The 17,111-nt window shown below is 48.0% G+C and carries 17 protein-coding genes; 10 read left to right on the top strand and 7 right to left on the bottom strand.

Annotated features, from left to right (window positions below; all coding sequences use genetic code 11):
- Positions 1-33 precede the first annotated feature (33 nt).
- Positions 34-891, bottom strand: coding sequence for a helix-turn-helix domain-containing protein (locus FFF34_002755; protein ID TSD66338.1), 858 nt, complete (start codon positions 889-891; stop codon positions 34-36).
- 345 nt (positions 892-1,236) lie between these two features.
- On the opposite strand from FFF34_002755, the gene FFF34_002760 reads away from it, so the two are divergent.
- The 3 genes from FFF34_002760 (at position 1,237) to FFF34_002770 (ending at position 2,552) form a co-directional block, all read left to right on the top strand.
- Entirely contained in the window at positions 1,237-1,842 is a 606-nt protein-coding gene (locus FFF34_002760; GenBank protein ID TSD66339.1) for a ParA family protein, read from the top strand.
- Between the two features lie 182 nt (positions 1,843-2,024).
- Entirely contained in the window at positions 2,025-2,282 is a 258-nt protein-coding gene (locus FFF34_002765; protein TSD66340.1) for a hypothetical protein, read from the top strand.
- A 63-nt stretch (positions 2,283-2,345) separates the two neighbouring features.
- Positions 2,346-2,552, top strand: coding sequence for a LytTR family transcriptional regulator (locus tag FFF34_002770; protein ID TSD66341.1), 207 nt, complete (start codon positions 2,346-2,348; stop codon positions 2,550-2,552).
- On the opposite strand, the gene FFF34_002775 is transcribed toward FFF34_002770, so the two are convergent.
- Positions 2,553-5,624 carry a hypothetical protein gene (locus FFF34_002775; protein ID TSD66342.1) on the bottom strand — a complete coding sequence of 1,024 codons (3,072 nt, stop codon included), beginning with the start codon at positions 5,622-5,624 and terminating at the stop codon, positions 2,553-2,555.
- 328 nt (positions 5,625-5,952) lie between these two features.
- Here FFF34_002775 and FFF34_002780 point away from each other — a divergent pair, with 328 nt between their 5' ends.
- The 4 genes from FFF34_002780 to dnaE are packed head-to-tail and all read left to right on the top strand — an operon-like array spanning position 5,953 to position 11,677.
- Positions 5,953-6,240, top strand: a complete 288-nt coding sequence (locus tag FFF34_002780; protein TSD66343.1) for a hypothetical protein — start codon at positions 5,953-5,955, stop codon at positions 6,238-6,240.
- Positions 6,241-6,250: 10 nt separating this feature from the next.
- A complete protein-coding gene (locus FFF34_002785; protein ID TSD66344.1) occupies positions 6,251-6,976 on the top strand; it encodes an Error-prone repair protein ImuA in 726 nt (241 codons plus the stop codon).
- A complete protein-coding gene (locus FFF34_002790; GenBank protein ID TSD66345.1) occupies positions 6,969-8,471 on the top strand; it encodes a DNA polymerase Y family protein in 1,503 nt (500 codons plus the stop codon). Before FFF34_002785 ends, FFF34_002790 begins: the two co-directional genes overlap by 8 nt.
- Positions 8,468-11,677 (top strand): DNA polymerase III subunit alpha, encoded by a 3,210-nt coding sequence (gene dnaE, locus FFF34_002795; GenBank protein TSD66346.1) that lies wholly within the window; start codon positions 8,468-8,470, stop codon positions 11,675-11,677. Before FFF34_002790 ends, dnaE begins: the two co-directional genes overlap by 4 nt.
- 69 nt (positions 11,678-11,746) lie before the next feature.
- On the opposite strand, the gene FFF34_002800 is transcribed toward dnaE, so the two are convergent.
- From FFF34_002800 to FFF34_002820, 5 genes are all read right to left on the bottom strand, one after another.
- Complete coding sequence (locus FFF34_002800; protein TSD66347.1) at positions 11,747-12,682, bottom strand: SOS response-associated peptidase; 936 nt, start codon at positions 12,680-12,682, stop codon at positions 11,747-11,749.
- Entirely contained in the window at positions 12,631-12,933 is a 303-nt protein-coding gene (locus FFF34_002805; protein ID TSD66348.1) for a hypothetical protein, read from the bottom strand. Before FFF34_002805 ends, FFF34_002800 begins: the two co-directional genes overlap by 52 nt.
- Positions 12,934-13,019: 86 nt before the next feature.
- Complete coding sequence (locus tag FFF34_002810) at positions 13,020-13,562, bottom strand: hypothetical protein (GenBank protein ID TSD66349.1); 543 nt, start codon at positions 13,560-13,562, stop codon at positions 13,020-13,022.
- Positions 13,563-14,118: 556 nt separating this feature from the next.
- Positions 14,119-14,847 carry a hypothetical protein gene (locus tag FFF34_002815; protein ID TSD66350.1) on the bottom strand — a complete coding sequence of 243 codons (729 nt, stop codon included), beginning with the start codon at positions 14,845-14,847 and terminating at the stop codon, positions 14,119-14,121.
- On the bottom strand, positions 14,844-15,821 hold the full coding sequence (locus FFF34_002820) for a hypothetical protein (protein ID TSD66351.1): 978 nt from the start codon (positions 15,819-15,821) through the stop codon (positions 14,844-14,846). Before FFF34_002820 ends, FFF34_002815 begins: the two co-directional genes overlap by 4 nt.
- A gap of 124 nt (positions 15,822-15,945) precedes the next feature.
- Between FFF34_002820 and FFF34_002825 the strand changes: the two genes are divergently transcribed.
- From FFF34_002825 to FFF34_002835, 3 genes are read left to right on the top strand one after another with little or no spacing between them, the layout of a single operon-like run.
- The gene (locus FFF34_002825; GenBank protein TSD66352.1) at positions 15,946-16,185 is read left to right on the top strand and encodes a hypothetical protein; all 240 of its coding nucleotides are present in this window, start codon (positions 15,946-15,948) and stop codon (positions 16,183-16,185) included.
- Between the two features lie 21 nt (positions 16,186-16,206).
- Entirely contained in the window at positions 16,207-16,632 is a 426-nt protein-coding gene (locus FFF34_002830; GenBank protein ID TSD66353.1) for a hypothetical protein, read from the top strand.
- Between the two features lie 33 nt (positions 16,633-16,665).
- Positions 16,666-16,968: a hypothetical protein gene (locus FFF34_002835; GenBank protein ID TSD66354.1), complete on the top strand. Its 303-nt coding sequence runs from the start codon at positions 16,666-16,668 to the stop codon at positions 16,966-16,968.
- Positions 16,969-17,111: the final 143 nt, after the last annotated feature.

The following is a 17,111-nucleotide window of genomic DNA, read 5'->3' on the forward strand; positions in this document are numbered from 1 at the left end:
GACTTATAGGACAAAAAGCCAGTTCAATAGGCCTTATCTAAAGTTATTGCGGAAAGCTTCAGGTGAAAAACCGGTTTGCTTTTTAAAGAATCGGATAAAATAGGAAACATCCTCATAGCCCAGGCGATACGCGGTCTGGTTAATTTGGTTCGACGTTGCAAGCAAACACCGTTTCGCTTCCAGAACAATTTGTTCATTAATGACCTCAGAACAGGTTTTGCCAAGTGTAGCCTTTGCGATGGCGTTCAACTGGTAAACAGAAAGATTCAGCATCTCGGCGTATTGAGCGACCTGTTTATGGGTGAAGACATGATGTTCTAAAAGTTCTAAAAATCTTTCCAATCGCTCCTGGGTGTATAGGCCCGCCTTTTTAGTCGGCAGCACGTCTTGCCGGCGCAATAGCTCGATAAAAATAATTCCTAGGTTTGCTTTAATCACATCTTCATAACGCTCATTCCTTTCAATGAACTCCTGTTCCATAAAATTAAATATACTACATAGCTTTTTAAAACTGCCTCCCTGTAATTGGTAATGGTTAACGATACTGGCTTTACGTAACAACTGGCCGGACATTTTATCTTTTGGGAAATAAAAGTCCGTATCGAATTGCATTAGGTAGCCGGCACTACCCGATTTGAGCACGAGTTCGTGTACCTGTCCAGGCCGCATGAAGAATACTGTATAATCTGCAACATTGTAGGGTGTGAAATCGATATTGTGGGTGCCGGCCCCGTTGGTCAAAGCAAGCAGATAGTAGAAATCATGCCGGTGAAGGTGCTGCACCATATCCTGGCCCTCCAACATTTTTTCGATATTCCGAATACTGAATGCATCGGAAAGATTCGGCTCCTTTTGGCTGGCTTGCAGGTGTCTGACCGGGATGCTTTGCATAGACCAAACTTAGGAAAAGAATTTAATTAATATTATTCATGTAAATCGCTACCACTGAATTGTAATTGGGTCAAAGAACTTTGAAACCCTAAAACTGGTCACAAATTAGCTGTTGGTTGTTAAAATAAAGCGCATAGCGATAGATATAGAGCCGTTTCCGGGAAGACTTGAAACAATTCATCCAAATTCGTTGCGAGCTCCCGTTCATAAAGTTTTGCGAATAAAAATATGTTACTCCGAGTCGGACTTGCTCGGATTATTTACTGGGCCTCCTTAATGAACTTTGCTGAATAAATATTCACTTCTGCATTTGTATACTAATGCATTTGCATAATTATTCAAGACATGGCAAAGATCATCACATTGGCACATCAAAAAGGAGGCGTAGGCAAAAGTACGCTTGCGTTGAACCTCGCACTTTGTTTTAAAGATCAGCTGAGAGTCGTATTGATCGACGCTGATCCCCAGGGCAGTATCGTCAGGCTTAAAGACGATTTTCCGGAACTGGATATCCTATCCGCCGAGCACATTACTGACATCCCTGATTTGGCTTATGACCTGGTTATCGTGGATACTCCTCCTTACCTGTCCAACCGGCTTAATGAACTGTTCGCCTATTCGGATTACGTCCTCATCCCCACAAAGGCGGGATTCTTTGATGTGATGGCCATCCGGTCCACGCTGGCATTGGTCAAATACGCGCAAGCCAATAACCACAGACTGATGGCCGGCATCGTGCTCAATATGCTGAAGCCGCGGTCAGGTATTACTGCAGAGGTTGTGGCGCTGTTGACTACCCTGGACACACCTGTCTTAAATTCCAGGATCTTCGACCGGGTGAGCCTGGCGCGGTCATCGATGACGGCAGGCATCATGAAATGCCCCGACCAAAAAGCGATCAGCGAAATTACCGCACTGGCAGTGGAGGTCGTTGATCTGATGAGTGAATAAATGTATCGATGAAAATTTGTAGGAGTGTTCATTTGAATAAATCTGCATTTAAGGAAATGTCGGTTTGTTCAATTATGTATTTGTATGGAGCTGTAAATGTTGCAATGTATCATTATTCATTTGGGTGATTCCGATGCTCATGGCTACATATGTCATTCGCTGCAAATAATCTTAAGCTATCAATGATGGATGACTATAAGAAAAAGCTGGGGTCGCTGGCTGATAAGATCAGGAACGACACATGGATCGCTCCCGTACAGCAGGTGACGGAGGTCAAGCCGCCACCTGCACCGGAGGCGGAAGCCGCGCGCTTCAACAACTGGATACCCAAGAGCCTTAAGAAGCGGGTCAAAGCCTATGGGGTCCAGCAGGAGATGTCTCAAAAGGATATCACTATTCAGGCATTGATGGATTACCTGGAGAAAAAGGAAAATCATTGACATCCCTTACGGATTGATGGAGGATACCGCTGTCTTCTTACGGTAAGCAAGACCTATGTGAGCATGAAAGAGATCGAACACCACCTGCCAACAGCAACCTTTACCAGGATCCACCGTTCGTATATTGTCAATATCAATTTTGTGAAGGTCATCGAACGGGGACAAATCCGCCTGGAAGGCGGTGAGGCGCTCGTTTTAGGCGATAACTATAAACAAAGGTTTTTAGAGATGATGGATGAGCACCTCATTAAAACAGATCGCGCCTCCTGATCACGGTTTCGGGTCCCCGGATCGCAATTTTTGCTTTCCCTTTTCACCTTGCAGGAATTTGAACAGGAAATAATAGACCACCATTTCCTGTTTCCTTGCATCATCACGAAATAACCTGTTCAGGTGCATATGAATAATGCTTTCCAGCAAAGTATGGAAATCATTGCCGTTTTCAGCAACGGATCGGCTGAGTAGGGCAGCTGATTTTTGGAATCTTTTGGCGTTTGCCATGAGGCCGGCGGCTCTGTAGATAACTGGTGCATTCATATTTACAGGCATTCCGGTAAAAAGTTTGCGGTACTGCCTGTCCAGGTCGACCTTTAGTCCGTCGTTATTAAATTCCGATGCGAAACGTGCGTAGCTTTGGAAGCTAAAACGGATCTGCTCATCAGGCGCACTGATAAACGCGGCGATCAGGTCAAGGACGGTAACCAAAGCGAAATGGAAGGGCGGTAAACTTTCCCCGTTTGCTGCTTTCTTTACATATTGTATGACCAGTTCGCTGCTTGCCCAAAAATGCTCCTCGGCCAGCGGCATAGGTACGGCGCCGTATCTCTCTAGTTCCCTGCTGTACACGTCAACCTGGTACTCGCGTATCACGTGTTCGTTGAGGCTATTTTCGAGCAACGATTTAAAAGCACTCAGTAGCTGGGCGATAGCTGCAGGGTCGACGTCCAGCCGGATGCGGATATGCGGGGCGTGGTCGTCATACCTGATAAAGAACCATTTCCTGATCCGGCCTGTTGCATATTTTCGCCGGAGCAAGGGGAGCAACCGGATCAAAAGCCTGTCTGTACCGGTTTTCGGCGTATATAATTTCAGGTAAAGCCACCCGGACCCGGGCAGGAAATGGCGCGGCCCTGATTTTACGCGAGAACTATTGGTGCCGGAACCGGCATATAATGGCATTGGCTTTGACGGATAAAGAAAAGCATTGAACTGCGCCGCATAGGCGCTTCCTTTATGGTCAGTTACCTGTTCGTTTCCGTCCGCTGCGGTAAAATATTCTTTCAGTACGATCTCTTTCTTCTGCTGGATACAGGAGGCGAGAAAAAGAAGATCATCGCTTTTTTCCATATCAAAAACAAGCTGCTGGTCACCCTCTGTTAGCGAAAAGGTACTGCAAAGATGAAGGCTTTCCGCAAGGGAATGGAAGCCGGCGATAAAATGTTCAGCGGTGGCGCTTTGTAATGGCAGGAGTTGCTGTTCGTTCAGTACCCAGGTCGCCGCATGAAGAATGGTGTCCTTATATTCTATCCGCGGGTAAAACGAAAGTCCCGGGTAATAGTGGCGGAGATCGATGGTAAAGACAGACTGGCCATATTGACCGGGGATATCAGCAAGAAACCGGAATAACGGCAGTTTATTCAATGCATGATTATAAGCGGACGAAAGCATGGGCAAAACAACCTTGCCATGCTTATCCGACGTGATGATGACCCGGCCATTTTCCACCTCGAGATAGAGGTCTGAAAGTTCGAGCTGTTTGCTGTTCTGAAGTAGCGAGTTTGCCGTCAGCGGAAGTTCCCAGGACCAAACCGGCGCTCTGCGGTTAACGTTATCCGTATGCGGATCGCTAAGGTGCAGGATCTCGGCGAAAATGATATGCGGGTTGAGCCTCTCCTGTTCTAATGCCAAGTCGACAGCAGCTTGTTGCAGGGCAGGGTCCGTGACCGTAAAACGGCCTATCAGGGCGGCAGTGTTGGTTCCGCCGGCGCTCTCGATGTACACTTTATTTGCGGTTACCCTGAAAAGCACGGACATGCCGGTCGGAGGGGACTTAGCGGTTTCCTGGGCCAACTTTATGAGCTCTTTTTCCTGGAGCCGGATAACCGGACGTGCTTTCTCTTTCGCGCTGTGCCAGCATTGGAGCAGGTAGCTGTGTGCAGCCGACCAGGTGATCGATGGCGCGGCCTGGTCTTTTTGAAGGATATGAAGCGTTTCCAGAAGTTGGTTGCCGGGTACTTTTTCAGGTGGTCCGTAACCGATCCCCGCCTCGGGGTCCAAGGCCTTCAGCAGCGGGACACGCTGGCCCTCAAAATAGGTGGTGAAATCTTTGATAAATTGTGCCATAGCGGGCGCCATTTGCTGCGGACAAAGTATACCCAGGGCGGTGATCCCATCGGTAAGCGCCGACTGGTATTTTTGGTCGATCATCCCATGTGGCAGTGGATTGCAGAGCAAAACGTTCAATAGGCTGCCCTCCTCGTGTTCACGGTCATCCGGCAGGATTTGCTTCAGTTCTTTAGTAAGCCCTTCAAAATAGCCCGGAAGTGTTTGCGGCAATGCCATCTTTAAGGTGATCCGGGACAGATTTGCGCTGAAAGAATGCCCGGCAGGATCGTTTGATAGTGCCGGCACTAACCTTTCAAGATAGGGTTGGCCGGTGATGTTTTGCCGAAGATCACTCACCAGTAATTGGGAATCTGTCAGGAAACTGACATACTCCTGCGCATCAGCGGTCGTGCATCCGGTAAGTCGGCAGATCCTGCTGATGATGTCTATGATTCTTTTCCCATTTCGGCAAAATGTCATCAGGTCTTTTAAAAACCTGGAATAAGCGATAGATTCCAATAGGTATTGCCTCGATTTCCCGTTTTCACCCAGATCCGTCCGGATAAAGCGATACTCGTTGAGCACCCGGTAAAGTGTATCGTTAGGCCGCAGGAGGCTGTCTCCGTAGCGCAAACGCCCGGAAACGACGGTGTGGAGGGCAGCGGTAAATTCTTCGTCAGCGCTGATATGGATCCGAAGTTCGCCGTCGTTCAAAAGCGGCTGTTTGGGTTTTTGTTCCCAGCGGATCAGGGATACGGAAGAGAAAAGGCCGAAGGGAGTGGGCCTGAAACAAATACGGTTAATATATTTCTTTAAGCTGGCTCTTTCCTTCGGGCTCAAGCCCTGCTCCGAAAACCCTGCTTTCTTAAGGCGCGAAAAAAATCCGGGACTTGCAAGATAAACCGCGGAAAGGAAATAGGGTTCGTCAAGAAATGCTTGCAGGGGCTTTTCGTAGGCAGTTACCGGCATTGCCGGCATTCGGAGCAATAGATGTGCTGAGAATTTAAGGTTATCCATAGGTTTGGAAGATTATTCGTACGATTACGGAATTGGCAGCAGAAATGTTCCCTTCGGCAACCGATTAATCAATTTACACCGAAAATTCTAAGAGGTTCCCGGTCAATATTTTTTGCGGCTGGTAGGTGAGGCGGAACATCGTTGCACGCACAAGCAAAACAGGTTAATGGTCGTTCGTTTGTTATCTCTGACAGGCAGATTCCTCCTGCTGGCCATCAATGGCGTAGCGGAATGATCGACGGTAAAACCCTTTCGAAAAAAAATATAAAATAGTTAGACAAAATGCTAAAAATATTAGCATAACTTTATAGTCCCAAATTTTAGCGTTATGATGCGAATAAATTTAGCGATCCCCTTGCAGGATCTTCTTGTCAATATGCGATTTAAAAAGCCCGATAACTTGGCCGTGAAGCATCGTTTAATGTCCGGTACCATCGCTAAAGCTGACCGGGAGGAGACCATTTCGACAGATAGGACGGATGTTCTTAAAACCATGCAACCATACGGTGAATGCTTTGAGGGATATGGCTCGCTGCAGGTGGTCATCACTGTAAGTGTTGATTGTCGTCGCAGTCATTACGCGTTGAATACTGATCCTCTATCTTCACTTCATTAAGCCTTGTATCATGCAAACAACTAAAGAACAAATCATTAGTCAACTCCGGCAGGATATGCTCCAATGGGAAGGCTTCCGGCCAGGGCAGCAGGGGATGAATCACGATCTTGGGCTTGGGCCGATCGCACACGCTTTTCCTGATAGCGTTTTTCCGACCGGTGCGATACACGAATTCATTAGCCAAAGCCCGGAAGATACGGCGGCTACCGGTGCCTTTATCACCGGCCTCGTACAAAAAATATTGAAACTGGGCGGGGCCTGTCTTTGGATCAGCTATACCCGCCGTATCTACCCGCCGGCAATGAAACTATTCGGCGTTGACCCGGACAGGGTAATCTTCGTGGATGTGCCGCTTCAAAAAGATGTGCTTTGGGTAACCGAGGAGGCCTTAAAATGTGAAGGTGTCGCCACGGTGATCTGCGAGACGAAGGAACTTAGCTTTACAGCATCCCAGCGTTTGCAACTGGCTGTAGAAAAAAGCCATACGACGGGGTTCATACTGCGAAAGGATGTCAAAAAAGCCAATACGACGGCCTGCGTCGCCCGCTGGCAGATCCGTCCTGTGCGCAGCCAGCTCAGGCCGGGCATGCCTGGCGTTGGTTACCCACGCTGGCAGGTAGAATTGCTTAAGGTGCGGAACGGCAAGCCTGGAAGCTGGACCGTAGAATGGAAAAGACAGGATTTCCGGGTGATGATCGCATCTCCAATCACAAAAGCAGCCCGCCTTTATGCCTAAACGCTATGCATCCATATGGTTCCGGCATTTGCTCACAGACCAAAAGGCGATACGCCATCCCGGGCTGAAAGGGAAGGCTTATGTCATTGCCGGGCCGGACCATGGGCGGATGCTGATCACGGCGCTGACCGATGAAGCGGAAAATTACGGTGTTACGGAAGGAATGACCGTCGCCGATGCACGGGTGATCGCCCCGGGCCTGCAGGTATTTGACGGCAAGCCCGGCAGAAATATCAAACTACTGACCGGCCTGGCCGAATGGTTCCTGCGGTATACGCCGCTGGTACAGCTTGACCCGCCCGACGGGCTGCTGCTGGATATAACCGGCTGTACACACCTTAAGGGCGGTGAAGAAGCTTACCTGCGCGAGATCGTCTCCCGCTTAAGAACCATAGGGTATGATGTTCGCCCGGCAATTGCCGATACGATCGGCGCGGCATGGGGCGTGGCCCGCTGCGCGGCTTCCGGCCTCATCGTGGCCCCGGCGGCGCACCGTACTGCATTGATGCCCTTGCCACCCTCCGCGCTCCGGTTACCAACGGACCTGTTGCTGAAGCTGAGGAACCTCGGGCTACACGAGGTCAGCAGTTTTATCTATATGCCGGATTCGGTATTAAGGAGGCGTTTTGGTAAGAACATGGTCTTGCGCTTACACCAGGCGCTTGGGCAGGAAGCCGAATACCTGTTCCCGCTTAAAGAACCGGTGCCCTACAGTGAAAGGCTGGAATCCATGGAACCCATCAAAACAAGGCCGGCAATTGAAATTGCGCTGAACGACCTGTTGGAAAGATTATGTAAACGGCTCTGCAGCGAAGGGCTTGGCCTTCGTTCCGCTACCCTGACCTGGTACCGGGTTGATGGTAAAAACGGCAATATCACCATCGGCACGAACCATCCCAGCAATCGTGTCCAGCATATCTTTAAGCTGTTCTTTATTAAACTTGATACCATTGCGCCGGGCATGGGCATAGAGTTATTCGTCCTTGACGCGTTAAAGACGGAGCCTGTCAGCGATAAGCAAAGTGAGCTTTGGTCTTCAACGGGCGGTGCGGAAAGCGAGGAAGTCGCCGAATTACTTGACCGCCTTGCCGGACGCATCGGTAACACCCATATCCATCGTTACCTGCCGGGCGAGCACTACTGGCCGGAGCGCACGCCGAAACCTGATACCGCTATAAAAAAAGTACCCGAAACCGGGTGGCGCACAGATAAGCCGCGCCCGATGCAGCTGCTCGATCAGCCGGAACGTGTAGAAGCAATGGCGCTGACCCCCGACTACCCGCCAAAATTATTCATCTGGAGAGGGGAGCGGCATGTCATCGTAGGTGCCGACGGTCCGGAGCGGATCGAGCGGGAATGGTGGCTCGAACCCGGTGAACACCGCGATTACTATATCGCTGAAGATGAAGCCGGGCGCCGTTACTGGCTTTTCCGGTCCGGGCACTATGATGCCGAAAACAACCAGCACTGGTACTTACACGGGTTTTTCGCATGAGTTACGTCGAATTACAGGTCACAAGCAATTTTAGCTTCCGGCGCGGCGGCAGCCACCCGGAAGAACTGGTCGACCGGGCCGCCGACCTGGGCTATGATGCGGTCGGCATTACAGACCGGAATACTTTTGCCGGTGTGGTGCGCGCGTACCAGGTCGCGAAGTACCGGGAGATCCGGCTGATACCGGGCGTGCGTCTTGACCTGCTCGACGGGCCCAGCTTACTGGCATACCCAACTGATAAGGAAGCGTATGGCCGCCTCTCCGCCTTGCTCACGCTCGGCAACCTCCGCGCGGAAAAGGAAAAATGCTACATCAGTAAAAAAGATGTTTATCAGTATGCAGAAGGCAGCTGCTTTGTCATCGTGCCGCCCGATAAGCTCACCCAGGATTTCGAATTCGAGCTGGTATTTAAACAACATGTTGCCGATTACCAGAAAAACCTGCCTGATCTGTATATGGCAGCAACCAGATATTACACCGGCGACGATGCCAAGCGCCTTTTTCTTCTTGCCGAGTTGAATGTTCCGCTTGTGGCGACAAATGACGTTCATTATCACCACGTGTCCAGAAGGGAGTTACAGGACGTCCTGACCTGTATACGGGAAAAGTGCACCATTTTTAATGCGGGTTACAGGCTACACCAAAACGCTGAACGTCATCTGAAGGAAAAAGGGGAGATGGACCGCCTGTTTCGGAATTACTCCGAAGCGATCCAAAACACCCGGAAGATCGCAGATGCCTGCCGGTTCGACCTGAGATCCCTGAAGTATAAATACCCAAGCGAACTGACGCCGGAAGGCCGGACGCCGATGCAGCAACTGGAATTCCTGGCATGGAAAGGCGGGAACCGCTTTTACGGTGATAATATACCCCAAAAAGTGAAAAAGGCGATCGAAGATGAGTTGGAGATCATCGCTGAACTGGATGTCCCTGATTATTTTTTGACCGTAGAAGATTATGTGCGGTGGGCACGCGATCAGCACATCCTTTGCCAGGGACGTGGTTCGGCAGCAAACTCCGCTGTCTGTTTTGTATTGGGCATTACCTCAGTGGCGCCGGACAAATCCAATCTGCTCTTCGCCCGTTTCCTGTCAAAAGAACGAAATGAACCGCCCGATATCGATGTGGATTTCGAGCATGAGCGGCGCGAGGAAGTGATCCAGTATGTGTATAACCGCTTTGGCCGTGACCGCGCCGCAATCCTGCCCACGGTATTTATGCTGCATTATAAAGGCGCGGTCAATGATGTTGGTCGTGCGATGGGATTATCGGTGGATGTGGTCAAACAATTATCTGATGCCTATGGGGAGCTTTCTGACGAAGAGATTACAGCGGAGCAGGTCGGTGCTTTAGGGCTTAATCACAAAGACCCGCACCTGCTGAAGGTGATCGAACTCACTTCCCTGCTGATCGGCTTCCCGCGCCAGCTGGGGCAGCATACCGGCGGCTTTGTGATCACCGACGGCAAGCTGAGCGACCTTTGTCCGATCTTCCACGCCCGCATGGAGAACCGTACGAACATCGAATGGAACAAGGATGATATTGATACGCTCGGTTTTATGAAAGTGGATATCCTGGCGCTGGGGATGCTGACCTGCATAAGAAAGGCATTTGACCTGGTGCAAAGTCATTACGGGATCACCTTAACACTGGCTAATATCCCGCAGGACGATCCCAAAGTTTACGAAATGATCACTGCCGCCGATACGCTTGGCGTATTCCAGATCGAAAGCCGCGCGCAGATGTCCATGCTGCCACGCATGAAACCGACCTGTTTCTACGACCTGGTCATTGAAGTGGCGATTGTCCGTCCCGGGCCGATACAAGGTGATATGGTACACCCGTATATCAGGCGCAGGAACGGGGAGGAAGCGGTCGACTATCCATCTGAAGAGATCCGTTCAATCCTTGAACGTACGCTTGGCGTGCCGCTTTTCCAGGAACAAGCGATGGAACTGGCTATCGTAGCCGCAGGGTTTACCCCGGGGGAGGCAGATCTGCTCCGCCGAACGATGGCCACCTTTAAATTTAATGGTTTGGTCAGTAAATTCGAGCAAAAGCTGATCAACGGGATGACCTCGCGCGGCTATACGGAAGAATATGCGCGCCGCATCTTTAAGCAGCTCGAAGGTTTCGGCAGCTATGGGTTCCCCGAAAGCCACGCCGCCAGCTTTGCTTTATTGGTTTATGTGTCCTGCTGGCTGAAATTCTACTACCCGGAAGTGTTTGCCGCCGCATTGCTGAACAGCCAGCCCATGGGTTTTTACCAGCCTGCACAGATCGTCCGGAATGCGCGCGAGCATGGCGTAAAAATGTTGCCCATCGACGTCAACCGCTCACAATGGGATAATACGCTGGAAGCGAAGCAGGGGCAATATTTTGCTTTGCGGTTAGGTTTCAGGGAGATCGGTGGCATCCGTCAGGAGGAGATGGAGAAATTGATCGCTGGCCGAACCAGGCCTTACGCGGCGCCACACGAGATCTGTGACGCCGGTGTAAGCGTGGCCACCATGGAACGGCTCGCTAACGCTGACGCTTTCCGCTCGATGGACCTGGACCGCCGGCGCGCACTCTGGGAAGTGGCCGCTTTGCATGACCGGCCCGTTGAGCTGATGCAGGGGCAGCCATCGGAAAGTGTCTACGAACCCGAGGCTAATTTGCCCGAACTGCGCTTATCCGAACACGTGGTACAAGACTATGCGACCACCGGATTATCGATTAAAGGCCATCCGCTCAGCTTTATCCGGCACACATTGGAATTGTTGCACATCAGAACGGCCAGGTATGCGAATGCAACGGAAAATAAGACGATCATAAAAACTGCCGGACTGATCCTGATCCGGCAGCGGCCCGGTACCGCGAAAGGCGTTTGCTTTATTACGCTGGAAGACGAGACCGGCACCACAAACCTGGTCGTGTTCCCAAAATTGTTCGACAAGTACCGAAAGGAGATATTACATGCGCGTTTACTGATGGTGGAAGGTGTAGTGGAACGTACAGAGGTGACGCATATTATCGTAAGGCGGATCTTTGATATCACCAAATTATTAGGCGATCTTACAACGATCCGTAATGAAAAACAGCCGGTCCTGACATTATCCAGAGCAGACGAAAAAGCCGCTCCCTTCATTCCGATGGATAAACCGCTCAAATCACTCGATCAGGAATCAGCCAATTACCTGCACAAGGGCAGGAATTTCAAATAGACATCAATGGCGATCTGTAATACTTATTAAAGCGTATTATATTCAATTGTTTAAATCTCCGCCTTACAATTATTTAAAAAGGTCGCCTTGCAGGTTCATGCCTGGCGGGTAATTGGTTCTTGCGGTACTTTCAATCATGGTCCCGGTACCTCTTTCCGCACCGGCTAATACGGATTCTAAATCATCCGGCCAGTGGTTGAATGGCAGTTCCTCGGTAAAGTCCAGGTAAGTAGTATCTATCCGAGATAAGTCCTGGAAATCACGTGGTCTTACTTCTCCGGCTGTCCGGTAATCCGGGTCAACCGTACAAAATTCGAGCAGTCGGGACGGTATCTGTGTCCTGGCGATGATGCTTAAACGATCCTTATCGGGCTTTTCCAGCAGCCATTCAAAAGCCAGGTCTTCTGTTAAAATGGTAGGCATCCGCAATTTAGAATTGTGGATCTGGCGCATCAGGGAATTCGCTTCGGTAATGCCTATTGCGACCGTGTTTACAAACTGACTTGTCTCCGGGTCCAACCATTCATTATACAGGCCTGGCATGAAAAAATATTCCCGGCCTTTTACAGTTATATAATACGGGTATTTGATGGTCTCTTTTAGCTGCTGACCTTTCTTCCCGATTTTTGGTATGTGACGGCTTTCAACAATACCTGTCGAAAGCACCAGGCAACGACGGTTCTTCGCCGCGGAAGACCACATGGAACTTTTGCCGTCTTCTTTAGAAAAAAGGTTTTCAGATTTAAAATTCAGGGTGGTGTATTTTGCACGGAAGATATTGGCTTCTGAACGTGTTTTCACAAACCCAGGAACATAGCCCCATTCCGCCTGTACGATATCGAAATCTTTACCATCCGCTGAAGCCACTAATATCGCGCAGGGCGCATAATTGAAACCGTTGTGAACACCAACATTCAGAAAATTGTAATTCCTCATGGCTTTCTCGATGCCCTTTAACCGAATAAACTCGGCACGGGTGATTTTTTGTCCGTTGTAGTAACACATAACTGATTCCTCCGGTAGTTACGAATATACGAAGCGATAACCTTGCCTGCAAGTTCCGCTTCTTCCTGGCGGCCCTCCGGGACAGAGGTCCAGAATTTGATGCCATCCGCGTTTTCAGCGATCGTAATATTAAGCGCAGGGCGGCCGACGGTAAAAGCGATATGGAATACCCTGGCGGACCTGATCTTATGGGCAGAGACCCGGGCGGCCTGTCCATTAAGGTCAATATCAAATAGCTTTGGGTCATCCATACAACAAATATTACTAATTAAATTAGTAAATGCAAGTGCTTTGAAAAATACTTCAGGTTTTCTACGACTTGCCCTATACCTGCGAACTACTGACCTCCTGAATAAAATTTGGCATCGATCGCCTGCTTGATGGATACGAATACATCATCCGCTAAAGGCTGCCCGGAAACTTGCTGCCATTCGTCATCACGCTGCAGTTCTGCAATGATTCTGCCGTCATAGTAAACGGTGAAATTTCTTCCAACAGTCGTAACTTCAAAACTATTCATACCGCCATTGGAATAGGCCTGCACGTAAAAACTATCGTTCTGTTCAGCGGTCAGGCCAGCCCCGTGGCTTTGGATGTGCATGGCCACCTGGTCCTGTTCATCTTCGGTCAGGAAATCGCCGATATAGGCCCATTCATGCGGGTCCCCTTCTTTATGGGCGAACGTGCCGATCTCCGTAGTATTCCCCGGGTTGTCCGCGCTAGATTCACCGGCAATGTCTTCACGCCGGGTCGCTCGTAACCGATAAACAGCAGCATGGCGCGATTGACCTTCGTCATCATAGTACACCGGCTCTATCGCTATGTAAAGCTTTGACCCGTCAGCACGGCTCAGGTCGAAGGTGGTGGTAGTTAAGATCATTGGAATTTAATTAAGTAATGAATAGACACTGTTGCGTGCAGTTTTCTTCGATACCCCAAGATAATAAAAAAACTAGCATAAAAGGATCTTCCACCCTGCATTGCTACATTTGTCACCAAATTAGAAAGAAGCGGGTTGTACCCACCGGATGCAGCAGATGTTGCCATGATTATTGGTGGATCAACCGACTGCATAACAAACTGGGAAAATAATAGAAGCCAACCGCAGATACACTCCACCCGGTAATTATTGACTTTCTTGGCAATTATCCTTTTGATCACGAAACACAGAGTATAAAGGGAAAGATACTACAGCTTCGCAATTGCAATGGTTGGGATTACCAACGGCTGGGTGCATCATTTGGTGTCCACGGTACAACTGTCACGGATCGCGGGTTGATGATGTAATTCCCCGCCAACATCAATACGACCGACTGCTTTGATTGTGGGACGACTTGCAGTTGCCGAAAGAAAAAGTAAAAGGAGCAGAAGGTTTAGCTTAGTAATAACTTTGAATTTGATTTTTAGTAATTCCATATTAAAGGCAGCACTATGTATTAAATAATATTCTCTTTTAAGTCAGCCCAGATTTGTAAGAGTTCATAGGGTATATTGTTCTCAAATTTGCTAAGATTGGGATGAATTTCTTCTATGAACACGTTTTCTCCAAGTGTCTCTATATTCTTACTATAATGTAAATATGAAACCAAATTAAGTACTGTCGGTGTTACCTTATATAAATTAAAAATCTTCCATGCATTGATAAAGTTTACTCCCCTGTTATAAGGGGTTGTTAAGGATTTATTGTAACTGGAATAGTTATTAGTTTCTATTTGATTTTCTGTTAAGCCTAAGGATTTTAGGTGCCTCTTTTTTGTTGTGTTGATGTATTGAAAGTATTTCTCGGCCCAATCAGGGTTATTAGATTGTCGAGTTATGGCTAACTTCTCTAAGGCTACCAGTGACATGCATTCACAAAATGATTCTATCAACCAATTGGTCAATCTTGGATCAATGAACACGTGACACAATTCATGTGCAAATTGGTATGTTATCTGAAGAGGATAATATTCTGTAGGAGTTATCCCAATCTCATATTTAACAGGCAACTTCCTGGAATATGCAATTGGTCCATCAATGTCGGATAAAACAACCAAGATGTCCTTATGACCTAGCCTTGGCCCTAATGGAAATAACACCATAAATTCATCTAAAATCTCGCCTAAAAGGGATTCAACCTGTTTATAGGATTTATCGCCATAGTCTATTTCTAGAATAATCTTCATAGCAGTTTTTCTATATTGGGGTCGTTAAATCCATTAGAAACCTCATAACAATGATTGCAGTGGTGACCCGTTACAATTTCCACATAGTCATAAGGCAATGCGATAAAATCAAAGTGCATTTTCGTTCCCCAGGTAAACTCGCCACAGGCACCACACTGGTTGTTTAGAAATTTGGTCTTTGTGTATGCCGCGGTATTGAAATTTATAACTACCCCGTTTTCTTTAGCAATTGCTAACTCATTAGGAGTAAATGTTCCCGGCTCCCTTGATATTCCACTATGTGTTGGCCGGTTAATTCTCGCAACTTTCATGGGAGAGTTGCAATACGAGCATTGCCCTGAATAGATCCCCAAAAGAGTCTTTTGCTTGGCATACCCACATACCGTACACGGGGGGTTAACGCAGGTCGTGATACGATTTGGGTTCGCTATTTTGCTGTCTATATTATCTATATCGATATCTGATGACAAATTGATTTGAATCATAATGATGTTATTGCGTTTGTAATAGTCCAAAGCGGATTGTTCAGGTTTATGACTAACTACGACTTCTATTACAGCAAACACCTTGTTTTCTTTATCAAACAACGCTATATCCGGTTGGCATACGACCAAATTATGTTCAACCTTTAGGCCGGTGATTTTCTTTAATAGGTTCCCCGAATGAGGTTCATCACAATAGTTGCAATGCCAGGCAATCGTTAGTGATTGTTGGTCGACTATGTGTTGTTGCAATTTATCCGCAAGGAGCATCTTAAAACAGTAATGCAAGGCAGTTTCGGGAGTACAGTTTGGCGTTAGTGTGCGGTGCGCAAAATGCGGACGTTTGGCTCCTTTTAGTGTACTGCCACTTTTTCGGAGTATCAGTTCAGACTTGCAAACAGGGCAAAAGTATGGGATAGCCTTTTCTGCATCATTGGCCTTTATCAGCATGCCATTGGTATCTACTGCTACAGTATAAAGAACCTTGCTCATGGCGTGTACTAATTGTGATTGATCTCGAGTTTGGTGAACTAAAGTATCAATTTATTTTCAGTTTGCATAGGTAGTGTTGATAGTATGGGAAATCTGTATCTTGCAGTACCAACCTATACCCTTCATGAAAAAAGTATTGTTTATACTGCTGCTGCTTGTATCAGTAACAGGCGGAATTATTCCCTCCCAGGCACAGCGTGCAAAGCCCAAAGTTGAATACGTGCTGATCTGCAATAGCAGTTCGGCGTATGCGTATCATTCTTACGAATGCAGAGGCCTTTCACGCTGCACGCACGAAATTAGCAAGGTGACAAAAAAGCAAGCTATCAAGCTTGGTTACAGGGCATGCCGAATTTGTTATTAAAACTGGTTATATTAGTTGAACATGCAAAAGAATAAAACGGTATTTATGCGGATAGTAGTTGGATTACTGCTCATAGCAGGATGTACCCCGCTCATATCCCCCTTTGACCAATACTCATATACGCAGACAACTTCCTTGAAGGTGGAGGCGTTAAGCGTTATGGGCGAAGCAACCGAAGACTATTCCCTGCACGAGTCGGAGGCAAAGGCCGTTATGCTCAGCATCAATAAAATGGTGGAGTACGAGCTGCACCGGCCAAAAAACACCCAAACGACAGAACAATGGCAAACCCTGAGCGACACCAGTGGCAATTCATTTGGCGGCTTTATTAAGGAATGGAAAGCCAAACGCATATTGAAAGTAAAATATATACCCATTAAGCAGCAACAGGTACGCGAAGGTTTCGACAAGATCATTGCCCTGGAAGCGGCAAAAATACGCTTATAACACACAATTATGCCAATAGATATACCAGCCCTCTTGAACTCTCTTAAGAACAGTGTCGTTGACCTGGCTAAGAAGAACCTGTCCGACCACCTCAATGATGCGATACAGGATGGACACGCGATTATAAATGGCTTGGAAGGGAAAATACAGGAATGGACACAACTGTATGAGGCCGGAGATATTGACGAGGGTAATTTAAAATCGCTCATCTTAGGAGAAAAAGACCTCATGAAAATGGAACTGCTTAAGCAAGAGGGGTTGGCACTTATAAGAATTGATAAGTTCCGGATTGATGTATGCAATTTGGTACTTGATGCAGTAACCAGCGTACTTTAAACTGCTTGTTTATACAAACTCTTCGAGCCGGCTAAAGACGGTGGAGAGGAACGCAACCGTCTGCGAGCTGAGCAAAAGGTTGGAAGCGACGGAAAGGGGGCTAAAAATTCAGCCGGAGAAACGGTTAAATTCAAATTCAATGT

Source organism: Inquilinus sp. KBS0705 (assembly GCA_005938025.2).
In the GTDB taxonomy this organism is placed as follows: domain Bacteria; phylum Bacteroidota; class Bacteroidia; order Sphingobacteriales; family Sphingobacteriaceae; genus Mucilaginibacter.

Coding starts and splice junctions, on each gene's coding strand:
- FFF34_002780 (TSD66343.1), top strand. CDS start 5,953: ATGATGCGAATAAATTTAGCGATCCCCTTGCAGGATCTTCTTGTCAAT.
- FFF34_002765 (TSD66340.1), top strand. CDS start 2,025: ATGATGGATGACTATAAGAAAAAGCTGGGGTCGCTGGCTGATAAGATC.
- FFF34_002825 (TSD66352.1), top strand. CDS start 15,946: ATGAAAAAAGTATTGTTTATACTGCTGCTGCTTGTATCAGTAACAGGC.
- FFF34_002820 (TSD66351.1), bottom strand. CDS start 15,821: ATGAGCAAGGTTCTTTATACTGTAGCAGTAGATACCAATGGCATGCTG.
- dnaE (TSD66346.1), top strand. CDS start 8,468: ATGAGTTACGTCGAATTACAGGTCACAAGCAATTTTAGCTTCCGGCGC.
- FFF34_002810 (TSD66349.1), bottom strand. CDS start 13,562: ATGATCTTAACTACCACCACCTTCGACCTGAGCCGTGCTGACGGGTCA.
- FFF34_002790 (TSD66345.1), top strand. CDS start 6,969: ATGCCTAAACGCTATGCATCCATATGGTTCCGGCATTTGCTCACAGAC.
- FFF34_002785 (TSD66344.1), top strand. CDS start 6,251: ATGCAAACAACTAAAGAACAAATCATTAGTCAACTCCGGCAGGATATG.
- FFF34_002800 (TSD66347.1), bottom strand. CDS start 12,682: ATGTGTTACTACAACGGACAAAAAATCACCCGTGCCGAGTTTATTCGG.
- FFF34_002760 (TSD66339.1), top strand. CDS start 1,237: ATGGCAAAGATCATCACATTGGCACATCAAAAAGGAGGCGTAGGCAAA.
- FFF34_002755 (TSD66338.1), bottom strand. CDS start 891: ATGCAAAGCATCCCGGTCAGACACCTGCAAGCCAGCCAAAAGGAGCCG.
- FFF34_002815 (TSD66350.1), bottom strand. CDS start 14,847: ATGAAGATTATTCTAGAAATAGACTATGGCGATAAATCCTATAAACAG.
- FFF34_002775 (TSD66342.1), bottom strand. CDS start 5,624: ATGGATAACCTTAAATTCTCAGCACATCTATTGCTCCGAATGCCGGCA.
- FFF34_002770 (TSD66341.1), top strand. CDS start 2,346: ATGAAAGAGATCGAACACCACCTGCCAACAGCAACCTTTACCAGGATC.
- FFF34_002805 (TSD66348.1), bottom strand. CDS start 12,933: ATGGATGACCCAAAGCTATTTGATATTGACCTTAATGGACAGGCCGCC.
- FFF34_002830 (TSD66353.1), top strand. CDS start 16,207: ATGCAAAAGAATAAAACGGTATTTATGCGGATAGTAGTTGGATTACTG.